Here is a 25486-nt window from a genome sequence, read left to right as displayed (position 1 = left end):
CTGTGGATAACTCTGTTGGTAACTTATTTAGCAGGCTATTTATTGCGGTCGAGGGGCAGTCTCGAAATGGGGGGTAAAGCCCTTGGGACGTCGTAGTATTAAGAATGGGATTGTGTAACAAGAAATAGTGAATGGCCTGTTGCGTCGCTTGATCCAGCCGCGGGCCGGGCTCTGGAAGCAGGGCCATGGCGAACGGGGCCCATAGCAGCAAGACGAGTAGCGATTTCCTCATGGGGTGAATCTCCTTTATTATGTGCGTTCGCGTGAAATGCCACAGCCTTCGCGGCTTTCGGGCGTTTCACACCGGCCGTATGGGTCCATCCCACCGCCGATTTGCCTTTACCTCACATGTGCAGCAATTACGCTTATGGCTATTTTGAACATCCTCGAATTCCCCGACTCGCGCCTGCGCACAATCGCCAAGCCGGTGGCCGTAGTGGACGACAAGGTTCGTCAGCTGGTCGATGACATGTTTGAAACAATGTATGAAGCGCCTGGTATCGGCCTCGCCGCCACCCAGGTCAACGTGCATCTGCGTGTCGTGGTCATGGACTTGTCGGAAGATCGCAGCGAACCGCGGGTGTACATCAACCCCGAGTTCGAACCGTTGACCGACGAGATGGGCGAATACCAGGAAGGCTGCCTCTCGGTACCGGAGTTCTACGAGAACGTCGAGCGCCCGCTGCGCGTGAAGATCAAGGCTCTCGACCGCGATGGCAAGCCGTTCGAACTGATTGCCGAAGGCCTGCTGGCCGTGTGCATCCAGCACGAATGCGACCACCTCAACGGCAAGCTGTTTGTCGATTACCTGTCCACGCTCAAACGCGACCGGATCAAGAAGAAGCTGGAAAAAAAGCATCGCCAGCAAGCTTGATGCCCTCCTTCCAAAGGCTTGCTGCGGCAAGCCTTTTTCTTTTGTGACTGCTTTTAACCGAGACCTCCCATGACCGAGCCATTGCGCATTGTTTTTGCCGGCACGCCTGAATTTGCCGCCGAACACCTCAAGGCCCTGCTTGCCAGCCCTTATGACATCGTCGCGGTGTACACCCAGCCGGATCGCCCGGCCGGTCGCGGGCAAAAACTGATGCCGAGCCCGGTCAAGCAGTTGGCGCTTGAGCACAACATTCCCGTGCTGCAACCGCCGACCCTGCGCAACGCCGAGGCCCAGGCTGAACTGGCGGCGCTGCAACCGGACTTGCTGGTGGTGGTGGCCTACGGTTTGATCCTGCCCCAGGTCGTGCTGGATATTCCACGCCTGGGCTGTATCAACAGCCACGCCTCACTGCTGCCACGCTGGCGTGGTGCGGCGCCGATCCAGCGTGCCGTGGAGGCAGGCGACAGCGAAAGCGGCGTGACGGTGATGCGCATGGAGGCGGGTTTGGACACCGGCCCGATGCTGCTCAAGGTCACCACTCCGATCACGGCCCAAGACACCGGTGGCAGCCTGCACGACCGCCTCGCCGAGATGGGCCCGCCCGCCGTGATCGAGGCTATTGCCGGTCTCGCTGCCGGAACCCTGCAAGGTGAGGTGCAGGACGACAGCCTGGCCACCTACGCCCACAAGCTGAACAAGGACGAAGCCCGCATCGACTGGAGCCGCCCGGCTGTGGAGCTGGAACGCCTGGTGCGTGCCTTCAACCCGTGGCCGATCTGCCACAGCACCCTCAATGGCGAAGCCTTGAAAGTGTTGGCCGCGACCTTGGCCGACGGCAAAGGCACACCCGGTGAAATCATCGGCGCCAGCAAGGAGGGGCTGCTGGTCGCTTGCGGCGAACAGGCGCTGTGCCTGACCCGTCTGCAATTGCCCGGTGGCAAGGCGCTTAATTTCAGCGATTTGTACAACAGTCGCCGTGAGAAATTTTCCCTGGGCACGATCCTCGGGGTGGCAGCCCAATGAACCCGCGTCTGGCCGCCGCCAAGGCCCTGGCCGCCGTACTCAACGGCAAGGCTTCGCTGAACAGTTCGCTGCCCACGCAGTTGGACAAGGTTGAAGACCGCGATCGTGGTTTCACCCAGGACCTGGCCTTCGGCACCGCCCGCTGGCAACCACGGTTGTCGGCGCTGGCAGCCAAGCTGCTGCAAAAACCGTTCAAGGCGGCCGATGCTGATGTCGAGGCGCTGCTGCTGGTCGGTCTCTATCAATTGCTCTACACCCGCGTGCCGGCCCACGCCGCCATCGGTGAAACCGTCGGTTGCGCCGACAAGCTGAAAAAGCCCTGGGCCAAGGCGTTGCTCAACGCGGTACTGCGCCGCGCCCAGCGCGAAAGCGAAGCGCTGCTGGCCGAGTTGGAACATGACCCGGTGGTGCGCACCGCTCACCCGCGCTGGCTGCAAAAATCCCTGAAGGCCTTCTGGCCCGAGCAATGGGAAGCCATTTGCGCGGCCAACAACGCGCACCCACCGATGATCCTGCGAGTCAATCGTCGTCATCACCGCCGTGATGCGTATCTGCACTTGCTGACGAACGCAGGGATCAACGCCACGCCATGCGTGTACAGCAACGACGGCATCGTGCTGGAAGCGGCCACCGACGTGCGCAGCCTGCCGGGCTTCGCCGAAGGCTGGATCAGTGTGCAGGACGAAGCCGCGCAACTGGCCGCCGACCTGCTCGACCTGGCTCCCGGTCAGCGTGTACTGGACGCCTGCTGTGCTCCGGGCGGTAAGACCTGTCACATCCTCGAAGTCGAAAAGGACCTGGCCGGTGTAGTGGCGGTCGATCTGGAAGCCAAGCGTCTGGTACGTGTACGGGAGAACCTCGCGCGCCTGGGCCTCAGCGCCGAGCTGATCGCTGCCGACGGCCGCGACACCGCCACCTGGTGGGACGGCAAACCGTTCCAACGCATCCTGCTTGACGCGCCGTGTTCCGCCACCGGTGTGATCCGCCGTCACCCGGACATCAAGCTCACCCGCCAACCCGACGACATCACCGCCCTGGCGGTGCTGCAAGGCGAACTGCTCGACGCACTGTGGCCGACCCTCGAAGTCGGCGGCATCCTGCTTTACGCCACCTGCTCCACCTTGCCCACCGAAAACACCGAGGTGATCGAAGCCTTTCTCGCCCGCACCAGCGGCGCGCGGGAACTGGACCTCGCCACGGCCGCCGGTATCAAGCAGCCCCATGGCCGCCAGTTACTCGCGCAGGAAGGCGGGCATGATGGTTTCTACTACGCCAAACTGATCAAGATCGCCGCCGCGCGCGGCTGAACGGGTTTAAGGGAGTGACCGGATGAAAATCATCATCCTTGGAGCAGGGCAGGTTGGCGGCACACTGGCCGAACATTTGGCCAGTGAAGCCAATGACATCACCGTGGTCGACACCGATGCCGAGCGCCTGCGCAACCTGGGCGACCGCCTGGATATCCGCACCGTACAAGGCCGGGCGTCGTTTCCTACCGTGCTGCGTCAGGCGGGTGCCGACGATGCCGACATGCTGGTCGCGGTCACCAACAGCGACGAGACCAATATGGTCGCCTGCCAGGTCGCCCACACCCTGTTCCACACCCCGACCAAAATCGCCCGGGTGCGTGAAGCCGCCTACCTGACCCGCGCCGGCCTGTTCGACAACGACGCTATCCCCGTGGACGTGCTGATCAGCCCGGAACAGGTAGTCACCCACTACATCAAGCGCCTGATCGAAATCCCCGGCGCCTTGCAGGTGATCGACTTCGCCGGCGGCAAGGCGCAATTGGTGGCCGTGAAGGCCTACTACGGTGGGCCGCTGGTGGGTCAGCAGTTGCGTCAACTGCGTGAACACATGCCGAATGTGGAAACCCGCGTAGCCGCGATTTTCCGACGTGACCGGCCGATCCTGCCCCAGGGCGATACGGTGATCGAGGCCGATGACGAAGTATTCTTCATTGCTGCCAAAGCGAATATTCGTGCCGTCATGAGTGAGATGCGTCGGCTCGATGAGAGCTACAAACGCATCGTCATCGCCGGCGGCGGGCAGATTGGCGAGCGCCTGGCCGAAGCGATCGAGAGTCGCTACCAGGTGAAAATCATCGAGATGAGCCCGGCACGCTGCCGGCATTTGTCCGACACCCTGGACAGCACGGTCGTACTGCAAGGCAGTGCCTCGGACCGCGACCTGCTGATGGAAGAAAATATCGCCGACGCGGATATCTTCCTGGCCCTGACCAACGATGACGAGGCCAACATCATGTCGTCCTTGCTGGCCAAGCGGTTGGGGGCGAAGAAGGTGATGACCATCATCAACAACCCAGCCTATGTCGACCTGATCCAGGGCGGCGATATCGACATCGCCATCAGCCCACAGTTGGCCACCATCGGCACTTTGCTTGCCCACGTGCGCCGGGGCGATATCGTCAGCGTGCACTCCCTGCGCCGGGGCGCGGCGGAGGCCATCGAAGCGATTGCCCACGGTGATTCGAAGTCGAGCAAAGTGATCGGCAAGGCCATTCGCGATATAGGCCTGCCGCCGGGCACCACCATTGGCGCAATCATTCGTGATGAGGAAGTGATCATCGCCCACGACGACACGGTGATCGCCACGGGTGACCACGTGATCCTGTTCCTGGTGGATAAAAAACATATCCGCGATGTGGAGAAGTTGTTCCACGTGGGATTGAGCTTTTTCTGATCAACCGGAGTGACCGACATGCTCGAATCCCTGGAAAAAATGCTCGCCAAGGGTGTGGATAATTCCCTGCTGCGCTTTGGGCTGGGCAAGGGTTATCTGGACCTGAAGGACAATGCCAAGGCGGCGGAGCATTTGCACAAATGCGTCGAGTTCGATCCGAAGTATTCGGCGGCGTGGAAGTTGTTGGGCAAGGCGCAGCTGGGGCAGGGTGATAACGCCGCGGCGCGACAGGCGTGGGAGAAGGGCATCGAAGCGGCCCAGGCCCATGGCGACAAGCAGGCCGAGAAAGAGATGACGGTGTTCCTGAAGAAACTCGAGCGCCAGGCCTGAGCAGATCAAAAATGTGGGAGGGGCAAGCTCCCTCCCACATTTGGTCAGCAGTGGGTCAGTACCACCGTTCTTCACCCGGCGGGCGTTTCTTGAAGCGCTTCATGCTCCACATGTACTGGCTCGGGTAGGCGCCGACATAACGCTCCACCACTTTGCTCATCGCCGCGCAGGACGTGGCGGTGTCGGTGCTGTACATGTCTTCCGGCGCCGCTTCCAGGATCACTTTGTAGCCCGAACCGTCCGGCAGCCGCAGCGCATGCAGGAACACCCCCACGGCCTTGTGGCCGGCGAGCATGTTCGGCACGAACTTGCTGGTGAGCGCCTGGGTGGCGAAGAACGGCACGAAGATCCCTGCGGACTCGGCCGGCTCCGGGTCGGCCGGAATACCCACCTGGCCGCCCTTGCGCACTTCCTTGATCACACTGAGGATGCCTTCCTTGGTGGACGCCGCCACGCGGTTACCCAGTTGTACGCGCTGCTTGCGCAGCAACTCGTCCACCGCCTTGAGCTTGGGCGGGCGGTAAAAAATGATCGGTTTGCACTGGCTGCAATAGAAGTGGTTCAACACCTCCCAGTTGCCCAGGTGGCTGGTGATGCCGACCACGCCTTTGCCCGACGCCAGGGCGTCGTGCAGCACTTCCAGGCCTTCGACTTCGCGCACCAGGTCGATGGAGCGCTGGGCCGGCCAGATCCAGGCGCAGGCGCTTTCGGTCAGGGACTTGCCGATGTCCTTCAGGCTCTGGCCAACCAGGCGCTCGCGCGCGGCGGGGTCCATGTCCGGGAAGCATTTAGAGAGGTTGATCCGCACCGTGTCACGGGAGCGGTTAGGGGTTTTCCACATGATCCAGCCGATGGCCGTGCCGACCGCTTGAACCGCGCGCCAGGGCAATAGGGCAAACAACCGAAGAGCGCCTACCAGCAAGGCGCCTTTAAACTTTTCCACAGGTCACTCCTGATCGTGTGTGGTGCGCAAAGCCGCCATTCTAACCGGCGTTGGCCAAGTCCGCGTAACGGTCACAGTCCTGGGTATGGTCCATGACCATGCCCGAGGCCTGCATGAACGCGTAACAGATGGTCGGGCCGACAAAGGTGAAACCGGCTTTCTTGAGTGCTTTGCTCATGGCTTCAGCCTCCGGCGTAATCGCCGGCACCTCGCTGCGGTCCTTGAAATGGTTGACCTTGGGCACGCCGCCGACAAACGACCAGAGCCACCCCACCGGATCTTCAAGCGCCAGCCAGGCTGCGGCGTTGCGCCGGGTGGCGTTGAGCTTGAGACGGTTACGCACAATGCCAGGGTCAAGCATCAGCGCTTCGATCTCGGCATCGGTCAGCTGTGCCAGACGCCGGGCATCAAAACCAAACAAGACCTTTCGATAATGCTCGCGTTTGCGTAAAACGGTGATCCAGGACAGGCCCGCCTGGAACCCTTCGAGCAAAAGCAACTCGAACAAACCCTGCGCATCGCGCAGCGGCGTTCCCCACTCCTGATCGTGATAAGCCATGTACAGCGGATCTTCAGAACACCAAAAGCAGCGTGGCATAAGGCTCCAGGGGATGGTGGCGCGGCCGAATCGGGTATACTCCCGCTCTTTAAATCGCAGCCCAAGTAACAGGTGAATTTCGTGAGCCAGCCTACGCCAGCCGTGCGTACCTTCCAAGACTTGATCCTCGCCCTCCAGCAATACTGGGCCGAGCAAGGTTGTGTGGTACTTCAGCCCTACGATATGGAAGTAGGCGCCGGCACTTTCCACACCGCTACATTCCTGCGGGCCATCGGCCCGGAAACCTGGAACGCCGCTTATGTGCAGCCCAGTCGTCGCCCGACTGACGGCCGCTACGGCGAAAACCCGAACCGTCTGCAGCACTACTATCAGTTCCAGGTAGTCCTGAAGCCGAACCCGGACAACTTCCAGGAACTGTACCTGGGCTCGCTCAAGCACGTGGGCCTCGACCCGCTGGTGCACGACATCCGTTTCGTCGAAGACAACTGGGAGTCGCCCACCCTCGGCGCCTGGGGCCTGGGCTGGGAAGTCTGGCTCAATGGCATGGAAGTCACCCAGTTCACCTACTTCCAGCAGGCCGGTGGCATCGAATGCTACCCGGTGACCGGCGAGATCACCTACGGTCTTGAACGCCTGGCCATGTACCTGCAGGGCGTGGATTCGGTCTACGACCTGGTGTGGGCTGACGGCCCGTTCGGCAAAGTGACCTATGGCGACGTGTTCCACCAGAACGAAGTGGAGCAATCGACCTACAACTTCGAACACGCCAACGTCGACAAGCTGTTCGAACTGTTCGACTTCTATGAAAGCGAAGCCAAGCGCCTGATCGAACTCGACCAGCCGCTGCCGTTGCCGAGCTATGAAATGGTGTTGAAGGCATCCCATACCTTCAACCTGCTGGACGCCCGTCGTGCCATCTCGGTAACCGCGCGCCAGCAATACATCCTGCGTGTACGCACCCTGGCGCGTTCCGTCGCCCAAGCCTACCTGCTGGCTCGCGCCAAGCTGGGCTTCCCGATGGCTACCCCGGACCTGCGTGATGAAGTGTTGGCTAAGCTGGAGGCTGCACAATGAGTGCTCAAGATTTCCTGGTTGAACTGGGCACCGAAGAGCTGCCACCCAAGGCACTCAATACCCTGGCCGATGCGTTCCTGGCCGGTATCGAAAAAGGCCTGCAGAGCGCCGGCCTGAAGTTTGAAGCGAAAAAAGTCTACGCCGCACCGCGCCGCCTGGCCGTGTTGCTGACCGCGCTGGAAACCCAGCAGCCGGACCGCAGCATCAACCTCGACGGCCCGCCACGCCAGGCGGCTTTCGACGCCGAAGGCAACCCGACCCAAGCCGCACTGGGCTTCGCCAAGAAGTGTGGCGTCGAGCTGAGCGAGATCGACCAGAGCGGCCCGAAACTGCGTTTCAGCCAGGTCATCACAGGCAAGCCCACCGCCAGCCTGTTGCCGACCATCGTCGAAGACTCCCTGAACGACCTGCCGATTCCCAAGCGCATGCGCTGGGGCGCGCGCAAGGAAGAGTTCGTGCGCCCGACCCAGTGGCTGGTGATGCTGCTCGGTGACCAGGTCATCGATTGCACCATCCTCGCCCAGAAAGCTGGCCGTGATTCCCGTGGCCATCGCTTCCACCATCCACAAGCGGTGCGCATCACTTCGCCGGCTAACTATGCCGCCGATCTGCGTGCAGCCTACGTGCTGGCCGATGCCAACGAGCGTCGCGAGCTGATCAGCAAGCGCACCGAAGAACTCGCCCGCCTGCAGGAAGGCACCGCCATCGTGCCGCCAAGCCTGCTCGACGAAGTGACCGCGCTGGTTGAATGGCCGGTGCCGCTGGTGTGCTCGTTCGAAGAACGTTTCCTCGATGTGCCGCAGGAAGCGCTGATCACCACCATGCAGGACAACCAGAAGTATTTCTGCCTGCTGGACGTGGACGGCAAGTTGCTGCCGCGCTTTATCACCGTGGCCAACATCGAAAGCAAGGACCCGCAGCAGATCATCGCCGGTAACGAGAAGGTCGTGCGTCCGCGCCTGACTGACGCCGAGTTCTTCTTCAAGCAAGACAAGAAGCAGAAACTCGAAGACTTCAACCTGCGCCTGCAGAACGTGGTGTTCCAGGAAAAACTCGGCAGCGTCTACGACAAGGCCGTGCGCGTTTCCAAGCTGGCGGCCTACATTGCCCCACGCATCGGCGGTGATGCCGCCTGGGCTGCGCGTGCAGGCTTGCTGTCCAAGTGCGACCTGGCCACTGAGATGGTCGGCGAGTTCCCGGAGATGCAGGGCGTTGCCGGTTACTACTACGCCCTCAACGATGGCGAGGCGGACGATGTCGCGCTGGCGCTGAACGAGCAGTACATGCCGCGTGGCGCCGGCGCCGAGCTGCCGACCACCCTGACCGGTGCGGCCGTGGCCATCGCCGACAAGCTGGATACCCTCGTCGGTATCTTCGGTATCGGCATGCTGCCTACCGGTAGCAAAGACCCGTACGCCCTGCGTCGTGCGGCCCTGGGCGTGCTGCGTATCCTGATCGACAAGAAGCTCGACCTCGACCTGACCCAGGCCGTGGTGTTCGCGGTCGGCCAGTTCGGTGGCAAGGTCAAGCAAGCCGGCCTGGCCGAGCAAGTGCTGGAGTTCGTGTTCGACCGCCTGCGCGCGCGTTATGAAGACGAAGGCGTGGACGTTTCCGTCTACCTGTCGGTACGTGCCCTGCAACCAGGTTCGGCGCTGGACTTCGATCAACGCGTACAAGCCGTACAGGCGTTCCGTAAGCTGCCGGAAGCCGATGCCCTGGCCGCTGTGAACAAGCGTGTGTCGAACCTGCTGAGCAAGGCCGAAGGCCTGGGCAACGCCGATGTCGACCCAGGCTTGTTTGCCGATGCCAAGGAGTTCTCGCTGAATTCTGCCATTGCCAAGGCGGAGAACGCGGTGAAGCCGCTGATCGCCGAACGCAATTACGCCGAAGCCCTGGCACGCCTGGCGACCTTGCGTGAGCCGGTGGATGCGTTCTTCGAAGCGGTGATGATCAATGCCGAAGATGCCGGCGTGCGGAAAAACCGCTACGCCATGCTGGCGCGCCTGCGTGGCCTGTTCGTCAACATCGCTGACATTTCGACGCTGAGCTGACCATGTTGAAACTGCTGATTCTCGATCGGGACGGGGTGATCAACTACGACTCCGACGCTTACATCAAGTCGGTGGCGGAATGGATTCCACTGCCCGGTTCGATCGAGGCCATCGCGCAGTTGAGCAAAGCCGGCTGGACGGTGGCCATCGCTACCAACCAGTCCGGCATCGCCCGCGGCTATTACGACATCGCCACCCTGGACGCCATGCACGCGCGCTTGCGCACGCTGGTGGCGGAGCAGGGCGGTGAGGTGGGGCTGGTGGTGTATTGCCCTCACGGGCCGGATGAGGGCTGCGATTGCCGCAAACCCAAGCCTGGCATGTTGAAAATCATTGCAGAACATTACAAGGTGCCCTTGGCTGGGATATGGTTCGTCGGGGACAGCCTCGGTGACCTGGAGGCGGCCAAAGCCGTCGACTCTCAGCCAGTTTTGGTAAAGACCGGGAAAGGCGAAAAGACCCAGGCGAAAAACCTGCCGGTAGGCACCTTGATTTTTGACGATCTGGCGGCGGTTGCCGCAGAACTTATCAACAACTAGCCGCCCTCGACTTCCTGGCCAAGGACTGTTCGGGAGTGCGCTTTTAACAGGCGGGCCATGTCCCGCAACGGTAAATGCCGCCATGTCGATTTTGCAGGCCATCAGAACCTTTTTCTTTTACCTGCTGCTGGGCACCAGTTCGTTTCTCTGGTGCACCCTGAGCTTTTTTATTGCGCCGTTCCTGCCGTTCAAGGCGCGCTATCGCTTTATCAACGTCTATTGGTGCCGCTGCGCGTTGTGGCTGACCAAGGTGTTCCTGAACATTCGCTTCGAGATCAAGGGCGCTGAAAACGTACCGGACCAGCCGTGCGTGATTCTGTCGAACCACCAGAGCACCTGGGAGACCTTCTTCCTCTCGGCTTACTTCTCGCCGTTGAGCCAGGTGCTCAAGCGCGAGTTGCTGTACGTGCCGTTCTTCGGCTGGGCCATGGCCATGTTGCGCCCGATCGCCATCGACCGTGACAACCCCAAGGCGGCGCTCAAGCATGTCGCCAAGAAGGGCGATGAACTGCTCAAGGATGGCGTGTGGGTGCTGATCTTCCCGGAAGGTACGCGGGTACCCTTTGGGACAGTCGGCAAGTTCTCTCGCGGCGGTACCGCATTGGCAGTCAACGCCAACCTGCCGGTGCTGCCGATTGCGCATAACGCCGGCAAGTTCTGGCCGAAGGCGGGTTGGGCAAAACGCGCGGGCACCATCACTGTGGTGATAGGCGAGCCAATGTACGCAGAAGGGGAAGGCCCACGCGCCATTGCCGCGCTGAATGACCGTGCCCAGGCATGGAATGAAGCGCAGCAGCGGGCCATGGGTTCCCTGCCGCCGGAGCCGATTGTGGTGGAGACGCCGGTGGTATGAGCATCTGTGGATAACCTGTGTACGCTTTGTTGGCGAATTGGCTTTTTTTGGTCCTAATAAGTTGATTTAGTTAGATATTTCCAAATCCATTAAAATCGCAAAAAACGTGCATAAGTTTTTTCCGCATTAAAAAACCGGTCCTTGAGACCGGTTTTTTATGCACAGCGCAAAGGTACGTTTTAGCCGTCGTCCAGCAAGGGCAGCTGCAGGCTGAAAGTGGTGCCTTTGCCCACGGTGCTTTCACACTCGATACGGCCCCCATGACGCTCCACCACCGCCTTGACCATGCTCAGTCCCAACCCCAGCCCTTCGCTGCCTTGGGCCGAGTCAAAGCGCTTGTACTGGCTGAACAGTTCCGGCAAATCCTCGGCGGCTATCCCTGGGCCCTGGTCGCTGATGCGGCATTCCAACCAGCCTTGCGCGCTGCTGTGCCGCAGCCGGACAGTGGTACCGGACGGAGAGTATTTGATCGCGTTCTCCAGCACATTGAACAATGCGCGGGTGAGCAGCGATTGATCGGCTGACACCATCCCTTCGTCGGCCTCATCCAGATCGTGGACCAGGTGAATCCCCTTGAGCTGGGCGATCACGGCCACTTGATCAAAGGCATCCATTACCAACATGGCGAACAGCGTAGGCTCGAACTGGTAGCCATCGGCCTCAGCCCTCGCCAGTTGCACAAATGATTCGGTCAGGCTCAAGGCGCGGCGTACTTGTTGCTCTATCTGGGCGAATATCGGCGACTCACTGCCGTGCACATCCAACAGGGCGAGGATCGCCGAATGGGGTGCACGCAAGTCGTGGGAGAGGAAGCGCAGCATGGTTTCCCGATGCTGCTGGGCCTCGCGTTCCTTGCTCAGGTCGGTGAGGCTCAACAGCCAGCCAAGCGCGACATCCCCTTCGGCCGGCAGCAAGGGGGCAAGCTCCATGCGCAGGCTGCGTTGATGGATATCACGAAACTCGATGAGTTCCAGTGTCGAGAGGGTAGGGCGTACGCCATTGTGCAGCGGCGGATAACCCAGGTCGGCCAGTTGCTCCAGAAGGTTATGGTTGATCAGATCATTGCCGAACACTTCCCGGGCGATGCGGTTGGCCAACAGGACATTTCCCTGGGTGTCTGTGATCAGTGTTGCCACCGGCAGGCATTCCAACCCATCGGCCATAAACCGTCGGGTGTCCCGCGTACGACTGACGGCTTGCTCCAAGGCAAAGATACGGCCCTGTAATACATCACCTTTGCTGGCGGGTGCACGACGGCGTTCGGGCAAGACTTTGGGTTCGTGATCCAGGCGCGCCAATTCCCAGCCAAAGTAGGCCAGGATCACGCTGAGACGCCGCCAGTTCCAGATCAGGTAGCTGAGCAGCAAACCGATCCAACAGGCCGCGGGCGACCACCAGTAGCCCAGGCGCAATAAGGCCGCTGAACCGAGCAAGGCCATGCACATGCACCCCAGGGTCATCCACAGCGCATAGCGTGGGCGGTAGAGCAGCAGGCCCAACAGCACCGCCACCAGGGACGTTGCCATCAGTGCGGCCAGCCAACCGGGCATATCGACGATACTTCGACCTTGCAGCAAGCCATTGAGTACATTGGCCTGGATCTCCACACCCGCAGTCGTACCGGCCATAGGCGAGAGCGGGGTGACAAAGCGATCGCCCATGCCCGACGCAGTTGCCCCCACCAGAATCAGACGGCCCCGTAACCGCTCAGGAGGGACCTCACCGTGTAATACGCTGGCATAAGACACACTCGGGAAATGGGTGTCGGCAGCAATAAACGGGATACGGACAGCATGCTCCCGGTGCCAATCCTGGGTGATCGATGGCAGAGGTTCCCCGGGCATCTCGGCCGATTGCCCGCTCATCACGAAAGCCAGCCACGCTAACTGAAGCGCCGTGGCGTCGGCTGGTCCCTCGCGCATATACAGCCTGCGGACCACGCCATCGCTATCCGCCTCCACATTGATGTGCCCGACACCCTTGGCACATTTGAGCAGTGACAACATTTGTGCCCCAGGCTGGCTATAGCTGGCCGAATCGTCACGAGCCAAGGGCAACAATACGTTGCCGGCGTTGCACACCGCGTCGGCCAGGCGCTTGTCATTGACCGGGTTACCGGGCTCGCTGAAGACCACATCAAACAGGATACCGGCCGGTTGCGCCGCGCTCAGGCGATCGATCAGGTCGGCGTGCACACTGCGCGGCCAGGGCCACTGGCCGAGTTTCTTCAGGCTAGGGTCATCGATGGTCACCAGCAGGATACGCGGATCCACCGGCAGCGGTGCCAGACGACGAAGGCTGTCGTATAGCGGGTTGTTCAAGGCCAGGCCAGGACTCATCGAGAGGTAGGCAGTGATTGGCAACAGCAGCAAACCGATCCATAACCACTCACGTACCAGACCGTGGAACAGGCGCTGGGCATGGGTGGGTTGGCGCTTTTCGGCCTTTCCCCAGAGCATCATGGATCAACGCGCCTGAGTTGTTGGCGTGCGATAGAAGATGGCATAGACCCCCGATTCCTCCTCAGGCGTTGCATGGCGTAAGCCGACACACGTACGTGATAGAACGACGCGTTGAGCCCAGTGAAGCTCATTTTCGGCGCGGTGGAAAAAATTTCCTGCTGGATGTTCATAACGGCGGGGATTCCAAAGGGCATCCACTATCGGGCACAGGAGTTTACGACAGCGCACGCGTCGGCTGATCCTTTTCCTTAAGGCCTGGAGCCGGTATCTTTCCCACATCGGTATGGAGGACTTTCAATGGCATATTCGCTTATTGATCCCAGCGTACCGAGAGATCCAAGGGGTCGACGAACCTGAGCACAATTCTTCAGATTCATTGACCGGCATCTGCGCAGTACGTGCCCCTCAATACGACTGCCGTACTCTTCAAGAAGAAAGGACCCACCCATGCGTGTCGCAATACTGGATGACGAACCCGCTGAATTGCGACGGGTGGAACAGACACTGCGACAAATCCCCAGCACCGCCGAACAACCCTGGTCCCTGCATTGCTTCGAACGCGGCGAAGACCTGCTGCGTCAGTTGCGTCGGGAGACCTTCGACCTGCTGATACTCGACTGGCAACTGCCCGACATCACCGGTATTGCCTTACTGCGCTGGACCCGTGAACACATGGAGTCGCCACCTGCAGTCATCATGCTCACCAGCCGTGATGCCGAAAGCGATATCGTCAGCGCATTGAACAGTGGCGCCGACGATTACGTCAGTAAACCCTTTCGGCCTAACGAACTGAAGGCACGAGTGACAGCCGTTCTACGTCGGCATGGCCTGCAGAGATCGGCAACCCCTGAAGTGCAGAGTTTCAACGACCTGACCTTCGACGACGCAGAGTTGACCGTCACACGCGCAGGCAAACCGATCAACCTCACCGAGCGCGAATATCGCCTGGCGAGCTGCTTGTTCGCCAACCTGGCTCGGCCGCTGTCGCGCGAGTACCTTTATGAGCGGTTCTGGACCCATGAAGAAATGGTGTCCTCGCGGCCGCTGGATACGCATATCTATCGGCTACGCAACAAGCTCGGGCTTACCGCTGACAGGGGTTGGCAATTGTTGACGATCTATGGGTATGGGTATCGATTGGAGAGTGTGGCGGCGGCTTCTTCTCATGGATAAAAAACACGATGTTCCACGTGGAGCATTTTGCAGAAGATGATTTCCACGCAATAAAAAAGGCCAACGCTATGCGTTGGCCTTTTTTATTTTAGGCGTCGTACCTGGATCAGAAATCCAGGTTAGACACTGCCAGGGCATTGCTCTCGATGAAATCACGGCGAGGTTCGACCGCATCACCCATCAGGGTGTTGAAGATCTGGTCTGCGCCAATGGCGTCCTCGATGGTTACACGCAGCATACGGCGCTGGGCTGGGTCCATGGTGGTTTCCCACAGTTGATCCGGGTTCATTTCGCCCAGACCTTTGTATCGCTGGATCGTATGGCGCTTGGTGCTTTCCGCCATCAACCAGTCCAGGGCTTCCTTGAACTCCTTGACCGCTTTCTTACGCTCGCCACGCTGAATATAAGCACCATCGTCCAGCAGGGTGCTCAGTTGCGCGCCGAGGGTCACAACGGTCTTGTAGTCGTTGCTGCCGAAGAAGTCGCGGTTGAAGGTGACGTAGTTCGACAGGCCGTGGGAGATCAATTCGACCTCTGGCAACCATACGTTGCGCTCACGGTCTTCACGCAGGCTGGCTTTGTACACCAGGCCGGATTTTTCGACAGTACGCAGGCGTACTTCGTACTGGGCCAGCCATTCCTGCATGTGTGCGTGGTCGCCCAACTGCTCCAGGCTTACGGACGGCAGGTAGATGAAGTGCTCGGTCAGTTCCTGTGGGTACAGGCGCGACAGGCGCTTGAGCGTCTTCATCACCATACGGAAGTCGTTAACCAGACGCTCCAGCGCCTCGCCGGAGATCCCCGGGGCTTCGTCGTTCAAGTGCAGGCTGGCATCTTCCAGGGCCGACTGCGTCATGTACTCTTCCATGGCGTCGTCGTCTTTGATGTATTGCTCTTGCTTGCCTTTCTTCACTTTGTACAACGGCGGCTGGGCGATGTAGATGTAGCCACGCTCGATCAGCTCCGGCAACTGACGGAAGAAGAAGGTCAGCAGCAGGGTACGGATGTGCGAACCGTCGACGTCAGCATCGGTCATGATGATGATGTTGTGATAGCGCAACTTGTCAATGTTGTACTCGTCTCGGCCAATACCGCAGCCCAGTGCCGTGATCAAGGTGCCGACTTCCTGGGAGGAAATCATCTTGTCGAAACGAGCCTTCTCGACGTTGAGGATCTTACCCTTCAACGGCAGGATGGCCTGGGTGCGACGGTTACGACCCTGCTTGGCGGAACCGCCAGCAGAGTCACCTTCCACCAGGTACAGTTCGGAAAGGGCAGGGTCCTTCTCCTGGCAGTCAGCCAGTTTGCCTGGCAAGCCGGCAATATCCAGCGCACCTTTACGGCGGGTCATCTCACGGGCTTTACGCGCCGCTTCACGGGCACGTGCGGCGTCGATCATCTTGCCGACAACCAGCTTGGCTTCGTTCGGGTTTTCCAGCAGGAAGTCCGAGAAGTACTTACCCATCTCCTGTTCAACCGCAGTTTTCACTTCGGAAGACACCAGCTTGTCTTTGGTCTGGGAGCTGAATTTAGGGTCCGGCACTTTCACCGAGATGATCGCGGTCAGGCCTTCACGGGCATCGTCACCAGTGGTGGCGACCTTATGCTTCTTCGCCAGGCCTTCGGCTTCGATGTAGGTGTTCAGGTTACGCGTCAGCGCCGAACGGAAACCCACCAAGTGAGTGCCACCGTCACGCTGTGGAATGTTGTTGGTGAAGCACAACAGGTTCTCGTTGAAGCTGTCGTTCCATTGCAGGGCGATTTCCACGCCGATGCCGTCTTCACGCTGGATGTTGAAGTGGAACACCTGGTTGACCGCAGTCTTGTTGGTGTTCAGGTATTCAACGAACGCACGCAAGCCGCCTTCGTATTTGAACAGCTCTTCCTTGCCGCTGCGCTCATCCTTGAGGACGATGCCGACACCGGAGTTGAGGAAGGACAATTCACGAATCCGCTTGGCCAGGATGTCCCAGCTGAAGTGGATGTTCTTGAAAGTTTCAGCCGATGGCTTGAAATGGATCTGGGTACCGGTGCTTTCACTGTCACCAACGATTTTCATCGGCTCCTGTGGCACACCGTGGACGTAGGTCTGCTCCCAGATCTTGCCACTGCGGCGAACGGTCAGGATCAGCTCTTCGGACAGAGCGTTCACCACCGACACACCCACACCGTGCAAACCACCGGAGACTTTGTAGGAGTTGTCGTCGAACTTACCGCCGGCGTGGAGCACGGTCATGATGACCTCTGCCGCCGAAACACCTTCTTCTTTGTGCACATCTACCGGGATGCCGCGACCGTTGTCGCGCACGGTAATGGATTCGTCCGGATGGATGATGATGCTGATGTCGTCGCAGTGACCGGCCAAAGCTTCGTCGATGGAGTTGTCGACCACCTCGAACACCATGTGGTGCAGACCGCTACCGTCATCAGTGTCGCCAATGTACATACCGGGACGTTTGCGTACGGCATCCAAACCTTTCAGCACTTTAATGCTGGTCGAGTCGTACGTGTTTTCTTCGCTCATGCCTTCACTCCCGATGGTCGTGGGTCTGGGTGATACGGCCTTGTTCCACGTGGAACAAAGCGACTGGCGTTTCCGTCTGCCAGCCTTCCCTCAATAATTCGTGGTCTACACAGGTGATAAACACCTGGCAGCGTAAGTCTTCCAACAAGCGGCATAACGCACGGCGGTGTTGCTCGTCGAGTTCAGACGGCAAGTCATCCACCAGATAAATACACTGACCACGTCGGGCTTGGCTAACCAGATGCCCCTGGGCGATCCGCAGTGCACACACCACCAACTTCTGCTGGCCGCGGGACAAGATATCCGCAGCATTGTGTGCGCCTAATCTAAGACGCAAATCAGCCCGTTGGGGTCCGGCCTGGGTATGGCCAATTTGCTGATCCCGCTGCAGGGACGTCGCGAGCACTGCACTCAGCTCACGGTCTTTGTCCCAGCCACGGTAGTAACTCAGCGTCAGCCCCTCGAGATCCAACAACTCACTCAAGGTCTGCTCAAAGACTGGTTTCAAGGCTTTGATATAGGCGCGGCGGTATTCATCTATTTCATCGCTGGCCAGGCACAATTCCCGGTCCCAGGCCGCTTGCGAAGCGGCGTCAAGTGTACCATGCCGCAGCCATGAGTTCCGCTGCCGCAGGGCCTTCTGCAGGCGCTGCCACGTCGCCATGAATCGCGGTTCCACGTGGAACACTCCCCAGTCGAGGAACTGCCTGCGGATCTTCGGCGCGCCTTCCAACAAGCGGAAGCTGTCAGGGTTGATCAGTTGCAACGGCAGGATCTCTGCCAGTTGTGCGGCACTGCGAGCATTTTGCCCGTCGATGCGAATCTGGAACTCACCGCCGCGATCACGAGAAATCCCCAGGCTGCTGTGCCCACCCTCTGCCAGTTCGACTTGGCCAAATACCGTGCAGGCCAGCTGTTCGTACTGAATCACCGGTAACAAGCGGGCACTGCGAAAGGAACGGGCAAGCCCTAGCAGGTGGATGGCTTCCAGCACGCTGGTTTTGCCACTGCCGTTGGCGCCGTGGAGGATATTGATGCGGGGGGAGGGGGAGAAGGTCACCGGGTGCAGATTGCGCACCGCGGTGACCGAGACGCGACTAAGGGACATCTAGCTTCTGCTGGGCATGATTACAGGCGCATCGGCATAACAACGTAAGCCGAGTCGTCATTATCGGATTCCTGCACCAGGGCGCTGCTGTTGGAGTCGGACAGGATCAGGCGAACCTGTTCGGTGGTCATCACACCCAGCACGTCCAGCAAGTAGCTCACGTTGAAGCCGATTTCCAAAGAACCGCCGTTGTAGTCGACGCCCACTTCCTCTTCCGCTTCTTCCTGCTCCGGGTTATTGGCCTGGATTTTCAACTGACCGTTGGCCAGCTGGAGACGAATGCCTCGGTACTTCTCGTTGGACAGGATCGCAGTACGACTGAACGCTTCACGCAGGGCCTGGCGATCACCGATCACCAGCTTGTCGCCGCCTTTAGGCAGAACGCGCTCGTAATCCGGGAACTTGCCGTCGACCAGCTTGGAGGTGAAGGTGAACTCGCCGGTGGTCGCGCGGATATGGTGCTGACCCAGCACGATGCTGACATTGCCATCCGGCTCGGTGAGCAGGCGCGCCAGTTCGAGAATACCCTTACGCGGCACGATCACCTGGTGACGGTCAGGTTGACCGATATCGGCGCGCATCGAGCACATCGCCAGACGGTGACCGTCAGTGGCCACGGCGCGAATGATGCCTTCCGACACCTCCAGCAGCATGCCGTTGAGGTAGTAACGTACGTCCTGCTGGGCCATGGCGAAGCTGGTGCGCTCAATCAGACGGCGCAGTTTGCTTTGCTCCAGGCTGCAGGTCAGTGAGCCCGGGCCTTCTTCCACAGTCGGGAAATCATTGGCCGGCAAAGTAGACAGCGTGAAACGACTGCGACCCGCCTTGACCACCAACTTCTGCTCATCAACCTTGATGTCGATCAGCGCGTCGTTCGGCAGGCTTTTGCAGATGTCCATCAGCTTGCGCGCGGGTACTGTGATCTCGCCAGGTTCAGCGGGTTCTTCCAGTTGCACGCGACCGACCAGCTCGACTTCAAGGTCGGTACCGGTCAGGGACAATTGCTGGCCTTCGACCACCAGCAATACGTTGGAGAGCACCGGCAAGGTCTGTCGGCGCTCGACGACGCCTGCGACCAGTTGCAGGGGTTTCAACAGGGCTTCGCGTTGAATGGTGAAATGCATGGTCTAGTCCCTTGCCTTAATAAGCTGCGCTGGTGTCATCACGTAGTCAGTGTACGCAGCAGGTTCTTGTAGTCCTCGCGAATATCCGCGTCGGATTCCTTAAGTTCGTTGATCTTGCGGCATGCGTGCAAGACCGTGGTGTGGTCGCGGCCGCCAAACACATCCCCGATTTCCGGCAGGCTATGGTTGGTCAACTCCTTGGAGAGTGCCATGGCCACCTGACGCGGACGCGCCACCGAGCGCGAACGACGCTTGGACAGCAGGTCGGAAATCTTGATCTTGTAGTACTCGGCCACGGTGCGCTGGATGTTATCCACACTCACCAGTTTGTCCTGCAATGCCAGCAAGTCTTTCAGGGATTCGCGAATCAGCTCGATGGTGATGTCGCGGCCCATGAAGTGAGAGTGCGCGATGACACGCTTGAGCGCACCTTCCAGCTCACGCACGTTGGAACGGATGCGTTGGGCGATGAAAAACGCGGCGTCGTGGGGCAGATCGACTTTCGCCTGGTCGGCCTTTTTCATCAGGATCGCAACGCGGGTTTCCAGCTCCGGCGGCTCTACCGCAACGGTAAGGCCCCAACCAAAGCGCGACTTCAAGCGTTCTTCCAGACCTTCGATTTCCTTCGGGTAACGGTCACTGGTCAGGATGACCTGTTGGCCGCCTTCGAGCAGGGCGTTGAAGGTGTGGAAAAATTCTTCCTGGGAACGCTCCTTGCGCGCGAAGAATTGAATGTCATCGATCAGCAATGCATCAACGGAGCGGTAGAACCGCTTGAACTCGTTGATCGCATTGAGCTGCAGGGCCTTGACCATGTCAGCCACGAAGCGCTCCGAGTGCAGGTACACAACCTTGGCATTCGGGTTCTTCTTTAATAGGTGGTTACCCACGGCGTGCATCAAGTGGGTCTTACCCAAGCCAACGCCTCCATAAAGGAAGAGCGGGTTGTAACCATGCTTGGGGTTATCGGCGACCTGCCAGGCGGCAGCGCGGGCCAGCTGGTTGGATTTACCTTCGACGAAGTTCTCGAAGGTGAACGTGCGGTTCAGGTAGCTGGTGTGCTTGAGCGCACCTTCGACCTGCACCGTGCGCTGCTCGGCGCGGACCGGAGCCTGCTGGGAACTGGCACCCGCCATCGGATCGAAGCTGTCGCGGGACGGCTCTTCATTGATAGGCGCGTTGTTCTGCGACGAGGATTTCGAAGGCGTCTGGGCAACCGGCGCTGGCGAGTTATTAACAGGCGCCACAGGGGCTTGAGCCTGCGAGGCACTCGCTGCGAGCGGAGCATTCGGTGCAGCACGCGGTGCCGAGCTGCGTTTGCTGCCTATTAATAAGGAGAGCACGGGCGCAAGGCCATTGCCGTGTTCATCGAGCAATTCGAGAACGCGGCTCAGGTACTTCTCGTTGACCCAGTCGAGAACAAAACGATTGGGCGCATAGACACGCAACTCGTCGCCTTCGGCTTCGACCTGTAGCGGGCGGATCCAGGTGTTGAATTGCTGGGCAGGCAGCTCATCGCGCAAAAGCTCCACGCACTGCTGCCAAAGTTCCACTGACACGGATATCCCCTAAGTTGAAAGCCGGTGAGGCAAAAACAGCCGCCATTGTAGCGGCCAGCAGCCCACTTATCCACATGTAGGTTGCTCACAGGCCAGCCAAAATCAATGCCTTAACTGCAAAAAATGCGACAGATGGTCTGTGCATAAGCTCTGTGGATAAGCGCGCCTGAGCTCGTTGTACAAGTGGGGTCGAAAGTCTGTGGGTAACTGGCCTGTGGATAACATGCCATTCCACACACAGCTTATCCGACAGCGCAGCACAGGCAGAGCACCGCTTCTCCCCCATGTTGTCATTCTCTGTACAGCACGTGGAATATGGCCTTAAGGAAGTTATCCACAGAGGATGCCCTGCCTAGCTTTTATAAGCTTTACAGAAAAGCTTTAAATAATTTCCTTCTTTATTTTTATATCTATGGCATTGCTCATGGAAGCAGAACGGAAAGAAAAGGTCTGGAGGCCCGTAAAGATCTAATTGAAGGAAAAGCTGGTTGGAAATTGACCTAGAGGCTTGCTTTCTCTAGAATCGCCGGTCTCTTAAAACGGGGGCCATTCCGGCCCGTTGTGGACGAACCAGGTAACAACGCCATGAAACGTACTTTCCAACCAAGCACCATCAAACGCGCCCGTACCCACGGCTTCCGTGCTCGCATGGCTACCAAGAACGGCCGTGCTGTCCTGTCGCGTCGCCGCGCCAAAGGTCGTGCGCGTCTGGCAGTTTGATAATCCGGTACTGGTGGTGAGTCAGGACTTCAGTCGGGAAAAGCGTCTGCTAACCCCCGGCACTTCAAGGCAGTCTTTGACTCCCCCACCGGCAAGGTTCCGGGGAAAAATCTCCTGCTCCTTGCGCGTAACAACGATCTTGATCACCCCCGGCTCGGGTTGGTGATCGGCAAGAAGAGCGTAAAGCTCTCCGTTGAGCGCAATCGCCTCAAGCGTCTGATGCGCGAATCGTTTCGTCTCCACCAGGACACTCTGGTTGGTTGGGATATTGTTATCGTCGCGCGCAAAGGCTTGGGGGATGTAGAAAACCCCGAATTGATTCAGCATTTCGGCAAGCTCTGGAAACGTCTGGCGCGTACCAACAAACCAGCACCAGCAGTCAGCACCGAAACTGTAGGGGTAGACAGCACCGATGCGTAAACTGGCACTCGTTCCGATCCAGTTTTATCGCTATGCCATTAGTCCTCTGATGGCCAGCCACTGTCGTTTCTACCCCAGTTGTTCCTGCTACGCGTTAGAGGCCATAGAAAATCATGGTCTTCTGCGCGGTGGCTGGCTGACCTTTCGTCGTTTAGGTCGCTGTCATCCGTGGAATCCCGGTGGTTATGACCCGGTTCCACCTATCCCTACCTCCCGTTCTTCTTCGATGGCCGAGTAATCATGGATATTAAACGCACGATCCTGATCGTCGCCCTGGCAATCGTGTCCTACGTCATGGTCCTTAAGTGGAACCAGGACTATGGCCAGGCTGCCCTGCCGACTCAGAATGTTGCTGCCAATGCTGTTCCAGCGGGGCTTCCCGATACAGTAAGTGGCACCAATACTGCCGCCAGTGATGACATTCCACGGGCAGCGGGCGAAACAAAAGCACCTGCTGAAGTTGCAGTTGCCGCAAGCACCGACCTCATCCAGATCAAGACGGATGTGTTGGACCTGGCTATCGACCCGCAAGGTGGCGATGTTGCAAAGCTGACACTTCCGCTGTATCCGCGTCGTCAGGATCACCCGGAAATCCCATTCCAGTTGTTCGATAACGGTGGTGAACGTGTTTACCAGGCACAAAGTGGCCTGATCGGCACCAACGGCCCTGATGCGAGTGCAACCGGTCGTCCGATTTTCTCTGCGGAGAAGAAGAGCTATCAACTGGCAGATGGCCAAGACCAACTGGTCGTGGACTTGAAGTTCAGCAAGGACGGCGTCAACTACATCAAGCGCTTCACACTCAAGCGCGGCCTGTACGACATCGTTGTCACCTATCTGATCGACAACCAGAGCGCCCAGCCTTGGACCGGCGCAATGTTTGCGCAGCTCAAGCGTGACGCCAGCTCCGATCCATCGTCCAGCACTGCGACGGGTACCGCGACTTACCTGGGCGCCGCCCTGTGGACAAGTTCGGAGCCGTACAAAAAAGTATCCATGAAAGACATGGATAAAGTGGCCGAAGACAAAACCAAGGCGCCGATCACCTATAACGTGAACGGTGGCTGGGTAGCCTGGCTGCAACACTACTTCGTGACCGCGTGGATTCCTCAGCCTGGCCAGAACAATTCCGTACTGGCGCGCAAGGACAGCAAAGGCAACTACATCATCGGCTACACCGGCCCGGCGATGACCGTTGCTCCAGGCGCCAAGGCTGAAACCAGCGCTACGCTGTACGCAGGCCCGAAAAGCCAGGCCGTGCTGAAAGAGTTATCCCCAGGTCTGGAACTGACTGTGGACTACGGCATCCTGTGGTTCATTGCCCAGCCGATCTTCTGGCTGCTGCAACATATCCACAGCATCGTCGGTAACTGGGGCTGGTCGATCATCTTCCTGACCATGCTGATCAAGGGGATCTTCTTCCCACTGTCGGCCGCCAGCTACAAGTCGATGGCGCGCATGCGTGCCGTGGCGCCTAAACTGGCCGCGCTGAAAGAACAACATGGTGATGACCGGCAGAAAATGTCGCAGGCCATGATGGAGCTGTACAAGAAAGAGAAGATCAACCCGCTGGGTGGATGCTTGCCGATTCTGGTACAGATGCCGGTATTCCTGTCGCTGTACTGGGTACTCCTGGAAAGCGTGGAAATGCGCCAGGCACCGTTCATGCTGTGGATAACTGACCTGTCGATCAAAGACCCGTTCTTTATCCTGCCGATCATCATGGGCGCGACCATGTTTATCCAGCAGCGCCTGAACCCGACGCCGCCGGATCCGATGCAGGCCAAGGTGATGAAAATGATGCCAATCATCTTCACCTTCTTCTTCCTGTGGTTCCCGGCTGGCCTGGTTCTGTACTGGGTGGTCAACAACGTGTTGTCGATCTCTCAACAGTGGTACATCACACGTAAAATCGAAGCGGCTACCAAAAAAGCCGAGGCGTAATTTACTCTGTGGGTAACCACTCAAGACGCCCCCTAGTGGGGCGTTTTGCTTTCCGTCACTTTTATTCTGGAACCTGCTGATGAGCGCTCCTCGTGAAACCATCGCTGCTGTCGCTACCGCTCAGGGTCGCGGCGGTGTCGGTATCGTTCGTATTTCCGGACCGCTCGCCGGTATTGCCGCGAAGGCCATCAGCGGGCGAGAGTTGAAGCCGCGCTATGCCCATTACGGCCCGTTCCTCGGCTCTGATGAGGAAGTATTGGACGAAGGCCTGGCCCTGTATTTCCCGGGACCCAACTCCTTCACGGGCGAAGACGTGCTGGAATTGCAGGGGCACGGCGGCCCGATCGTTCTGGATATGTTGCTGCAACGCTGCCTGCAGTTGGGTTGCCGCCTGGCTCGCCCAGGTGAGTTCAGTGAGCGGGCATTCCTCAACGACAAGCTCGACCTGGCACAGGCCGAGGCGATTGCCGATTTGATCGAGGCCAGTTCTGCGCAAGCTGCACGCAATGCGCTGCGCTCTCTGCAGGGCGCTTTTTCCCTGCGTGTGCATAACTTGACCGAACAGTTGATCAGCCTGCGCATCTACGTCGAGGCGGCGATTGATTTTCCTGAAGAGGAAATCGACTTCCTTGCCGATGGCCATGTATTGGCGATGCTGGATAAGGTCCGTGATGAGTTATCCACAGTCCTTCGGGAAGCCGGGCAAGGCGCGTTGCTGCGAGACGGCATGACCGTCGTGATCGCCGGGCGTCCCAATGCGGGCAAATCCAGCCTGCTCAATGCGCTGGCGGGGCGTGAAGCAGCCATTGTCACCGAGATCGCCGGCACCACCCGGGATATCCTGCGCGAACATATCCACATCGATGGCATGCCGTTGCACGTCGTCGACACCGCCGGTTTACGCAATACCGATGACCAGGTGGAAAAGATCGGCGTGGAACGCGCGCTCAAAGCCATCGGCGAAGCGGACCGGGTACTGCTGGTGGTGGACGCCACCGCGCCGGAGGCTGTGGATCCTTTTGCATTGTGGCCGGAATTCCTCGAACAACGGCCAGACCCGGCCAAAGTCACCTTGATTCGTAACAAAGCCGACCTGACGGGTGAAACCATTGCGATGGAAACCAGCACTGATGGCCACGTCACTATCAGCCTGAGCGCCAAGTCTGCGGGTGAGGGCCTGGAATTGCTGCGCGAGCATCTCAAGGCCTGCATGGGTTACGAGCAGACGTCGGAAAGCAGCTTCAGTGCGCGCCGCAGGCACCTGGAGGCGCTGCGCCATGCAAGCGCGGCATTGGAGCACGGCCGGGCGCAGTTGACCTTGGCGGGGGCGGGGGAGCTGCTGGCTGAGGATCTTCGCCAGGCGCAGCAGCTGTTGGGAGAAATCACCGGCGCATTCAGCTCCGATGATTTGTTGGGACGGATCTTCTCCAGCTTCTGTATCGGCAAGTAGGAGTTGGCTTGCCAGCGATAGCGGCTTGAAGAATATTTTTGATTCTTCAGGCC

Annotated in this window: 21 protein-coding genes and 2 pseudogenes; 15 read left to right on the top strand and 8 right to left on the bottom strand. The window is 59.1% G+C overall.

Annotated features, from left to right (window positions below; all coding sequences use genetic code 11):
* Positions 1-94: 94 nt before the first annotated feature.
* Positions 95-232 (bottom strand): annotated as a pseudogene (locus tag NIBR502773_RS30960) (peptidoglycan-binding protein); the annotation flags it as partial.
* A gap of 135 nt (positions 233-367) precedes the next feature.
* Here NIBR502773_RS30960 and def point away from each other — a divergent pair.
* From def to NIBR502773_RS15370, 5 genes are all read left to right on the top strand, one after another.
* Entirely contained in the window at positions 368-874 is a 507-nt protein-coding gene (gene def, locus NIBR502773_RS15390; RefSeq protein WP_005783383.1) for a peptide deformylase, read from the top strand.
* A 69-nt stretch (positions 875-943) separates the two neighbouring features.
* Entirely contained in the window at positions 944-1897 is a 954-nt protein-coding gene (gene fmt, locus NIBR502773_RS15385; RefSeq protein ID WP_141156369.1) for a methionyl-tRNA formyltransferase, read from the top strand.
* Positions 1894-3204, top strand: a complete 1311-nt coding sequence (rsmB, locus tag NIBR502773_RS15380; protein ID WP_141156368.1) for a 16S rRNA (cytosine(967)-C(5))-methyltransferase RsmB — start codon at positions 1894-1896, stop codon at positions 3202-3204. Before fmt ends, rsmB begins: the two co-directional genes overlap by 4 nt.
* Before the next feature lie 22 nt (positions 3205-3226).
* Positions 3227-4600 (top strand): Trk system potassium transporter TrkA, encoded by a 1374-nt coding sequence (gene trkA, locus NIBR502773_RS15375; protein WP_027608153.1) that lies wholly within the window; start codon positions 3227-3229, stop codon positions 4598-4600.
* 18 nt (positions 4601-4618) lie between these two features.
* Complete coding sequence (locus tag NIBR502773_RS15370) at positions 4619-4930, top strand: M48 family metallopeptidase (protein ID WP_092488126.1); 312 nt, start codon at positions 4619-4621, stop codon at positions 4928-4930.
* Between the two features lie 55 nt (positions 4931-4985).
* Here the strand turns inward: NIBR502773_RS15370 and NIBR502773_RS15365 are convergent, their stop codons facing one another.
* Positions 4986-5873 carry a lysophospholipid acyltransferase gene (locus NIBR502773_RS15365; protein WP_092488127.1) on the bottom strand — a complete coding sequence of 296 codons (888 nt, stop codon included), beginning with the start codon at positions 5871-5873 and terminating at the stop codon, positions 4986-4988.
* Between the two features lie 40 nt (positions 5874-5913).
* Positions 5914-6471, bottom strand: coding sequence for a DNA-3-methyladenine glycosylase I (locus tag NIBR502773_RS15360; RefSeq protein ID WP_065926816.1), 558 nt, complete (start codon positions 6469-6471; stop codon positions 5914-5916).
* Between the two features lie 81 nt (positions 6472-6552).
* Between NIBR502773_RS15360 and glyQ the strand changes: the two genes are divergently transcribed.
* The 4 genes from glyQ to NIBR502773_RS15340 all read left to right on the top strand — a co-directional run bounded on the left by glyQ (position 6553) and on the right by NIBR502773_RS15340 (position 10949).
* Positions 6553-7506 carry a glycine--tRNA ligase subunit alpha gene (gene glyQ, locus NIBR502773_RS15355; RefSeq protein ID WP_003187265.1) on the top strand — a complete coding sequence of 318 codons (954 nt, stop codon included), beginning with the start codon at positions 6553-6555 and terminating at the stop codon, positions 7504-7506.
* On the top strand, positions 7503-9557 hold the full coding sequence (glyS, locus tag NIBR502773_RS15350; protein ID WP_141156367.1) for a glycine--tRNA ligase subunit beta: 2055 nt from the start codon (positions 7503-7505) through the stop codon (positions 9555-9557). The genes glyQ and glyS overlap by 4 nt, the downstream gene beginning before the upstream one ends.
* Before the next feature lie 2 nt (positions 9558-9559).
* Positions 9560-10096, top strand: coding sequence for a D-glycero-beta-D-manno-heptose 1,7-bisphosphate 7-phosphatase (gene gmhB, locus NIBR502773_RS15345; protein WP_162494271.1), 537 nt, complete (start codon positions 9560-9562; stop codon positions 10094-10096).
* Positions 10097-10178: 82 nt separating this feature from the next.
* Positions 10179-10949, top strand: a complete 771-nt coding sequence (locus NIBR502773_RS15340; protein ID WP_065926814.1) for a 1-acyl-sn-glycerol-3-phosphate acyltransferase — start codon at positions 10179-10181, stop codon at positions 10947-10949.
* A gap of 179 nt (positions 10950-11128) precedes the next feature.
* On the opposite strand, the gene NIBR502773_RS15335 is transcribed toward NIBR502773_RS15340, so the two are convergent.
* Positions 11129-13411 (bottom strand): CHASE2 domain-containing protein, encoded by a 2283-nt coding sequence (locus NIBR502773_RS15335; RefSeq protein WP_065937905.1) that lies wholly within the window; start codon positions 13409-13411, stop codon positions 11129-11131.
* Positions 13412-13858: 447 nt separating this feature from the next.
* On the opposite strand from NIBR502773_RS15335, the gene NIBR502773_RS15330 reads away from it, so the two are divergent.
* Entirely contained in the window at positions 13859-14584 is a 726-nt protein-coding gene (locus NIBR502773_RS15330) for a response regulator transcription factor (protein ID WP_065937906.1), read from the top strand.
* Positions 14585-14690: 106 nt separating this feature from the next.
* Here NIBR502773_RS15330 and gyrB read toward each other — a convergent pair whose 3' ends face one another.
* From gyrB to dnaA, 4 genes are read right to left on the bottom strand one after another with little or no spacing between them, the layout of a single operon-like run.
* Positions 14691-17108, bottom strand: coding sequence for a DNA topoisomerase (ATP-hydrolyzing) subunit B (gene gyrB, locus NIBR502773_RS15325; protein ID WP_065937907.1), 2418 nt, complete (start codon positions 17106-17108; stop codon positions 14691-14693).
* Between the two features lie 4 nt (positions 17109-17112).
* Positions 17113-18216, bottom strand: coding sequence for a DNA replication/repair protein RecF (recF, locus tag NIBR502773_RS15320; RefSeq protein WP_027608164.1), 1104 nt, complete (start codon positions 18214-18216; stop codon positions 17113-17115).
* Between the two features lie 20 nt (positions 18217-18236).
* Complete coding sequence (gene dnaN, locus NIBR502773_RS15315; RefSeq protein WP_005783345.1) at positions 18237-19340, bottom strand: DNA polymerase III subunit beta; 1104 nt, start codon at positions 19338-19340, stop codon at positions 18237-18239.
* A 38-nt stretch (positions 19341-19378) separates the two neighbouring features.
* Positions 19379-20899: a chromosomal replication initiator protein DnaA gene (gene dnaA / locus NIBR502773_RS15310; protein ID WP_092488131.1), complete on the bottom strand. Its 1521-nt coding sequence runs from the start codon at positions 20897-20899 to the stop codon at positions 19379-19381.
* Between the two features lie 585 nt (positions 20900-21484).
* On the opposite strand from dnaA, the gene rpmH reads away from it, so the two are divergent.
* The 5 genes and pseudogenes from rpmH (at position 21485) to mnmE (ending at position 25433) form a co-directional block, all read left to right on the top strand.
* Positions 21485-21619, top strand: coding sequence for a 50S ribosomal protein L34 (gene rpmH, locus NIBR502773_RS15305; RefSeq protein WP_003213577.1), 135 nt, complete (start codon positions 21485-21487; stop codon positions 21617-21619).
* A gap of 16 nt (positions 21620-21635) precedes the next feature.
* Positions 21636-22039, top strand: a pseudogene (gene rnpA, locus NIBR502773_RS15300) (ribonuclease P protein component).
* The gene (yidD, locus tag NIBR502773_RS15295) at positions 22032-22277 is read left to right on the top strand and encodes a membrane protein insertion efficiency factor YidD (RefSeq protein ID WP_010207715.1); all 246 of its coding nucleotides are present in this window, start codon (positions 22032-22034) and stop codon (positions 22275-22277) included. The pseudogene rnpA and the gene yidD overlap by 8 nt, the downstream one beginning before the upstream one ends.
* Positions 22278-22279: 2 nt before the next feature.
* The gene (gene yidC, locus NIBR502773_RS15290; protein WP_115488320.1) at positions 22280-23983 is read left to right on the top strand and encodes a membrane protein insertase YidC; all 1704 of its coding nucleotides are present in this window, start codon (positions 22280-22282) and stop codon (positions 23981-23983) included.
* Between the two features lie 79 nt (positions 23984-24062).
* Complete coding sequence (mnmE, locus tag NIBR502773_RS15285; protein WP_141156366.1) at positions 24063-25433, top strand: tRNA uridine-5-carboxymethylaminomethyl(34) synthesis GTPase MnmE; 1371 nt, start codon at positions 24063-24065, stop codon at positions 25431-25433.
* Positions 25434-25486: the final 53 nt, after the last annotated feature.

This window comes from Pseudomonas sp. NIBRBAC000502773 (genome assembly GCF_006517195.1).
Lineage (GTDB): Bacteria > Pseudomonadota > Gammaproteobacteria > Pseudomonadales > Pseudomonadaceae > Aquipseudomonas > Aquipseudomonas marginalis.
The sequence above is the reverse complement of the archived record's forward strand: the minus strand, read 5'-3'. Positions and strand labels throughout refer to the sequence as shown.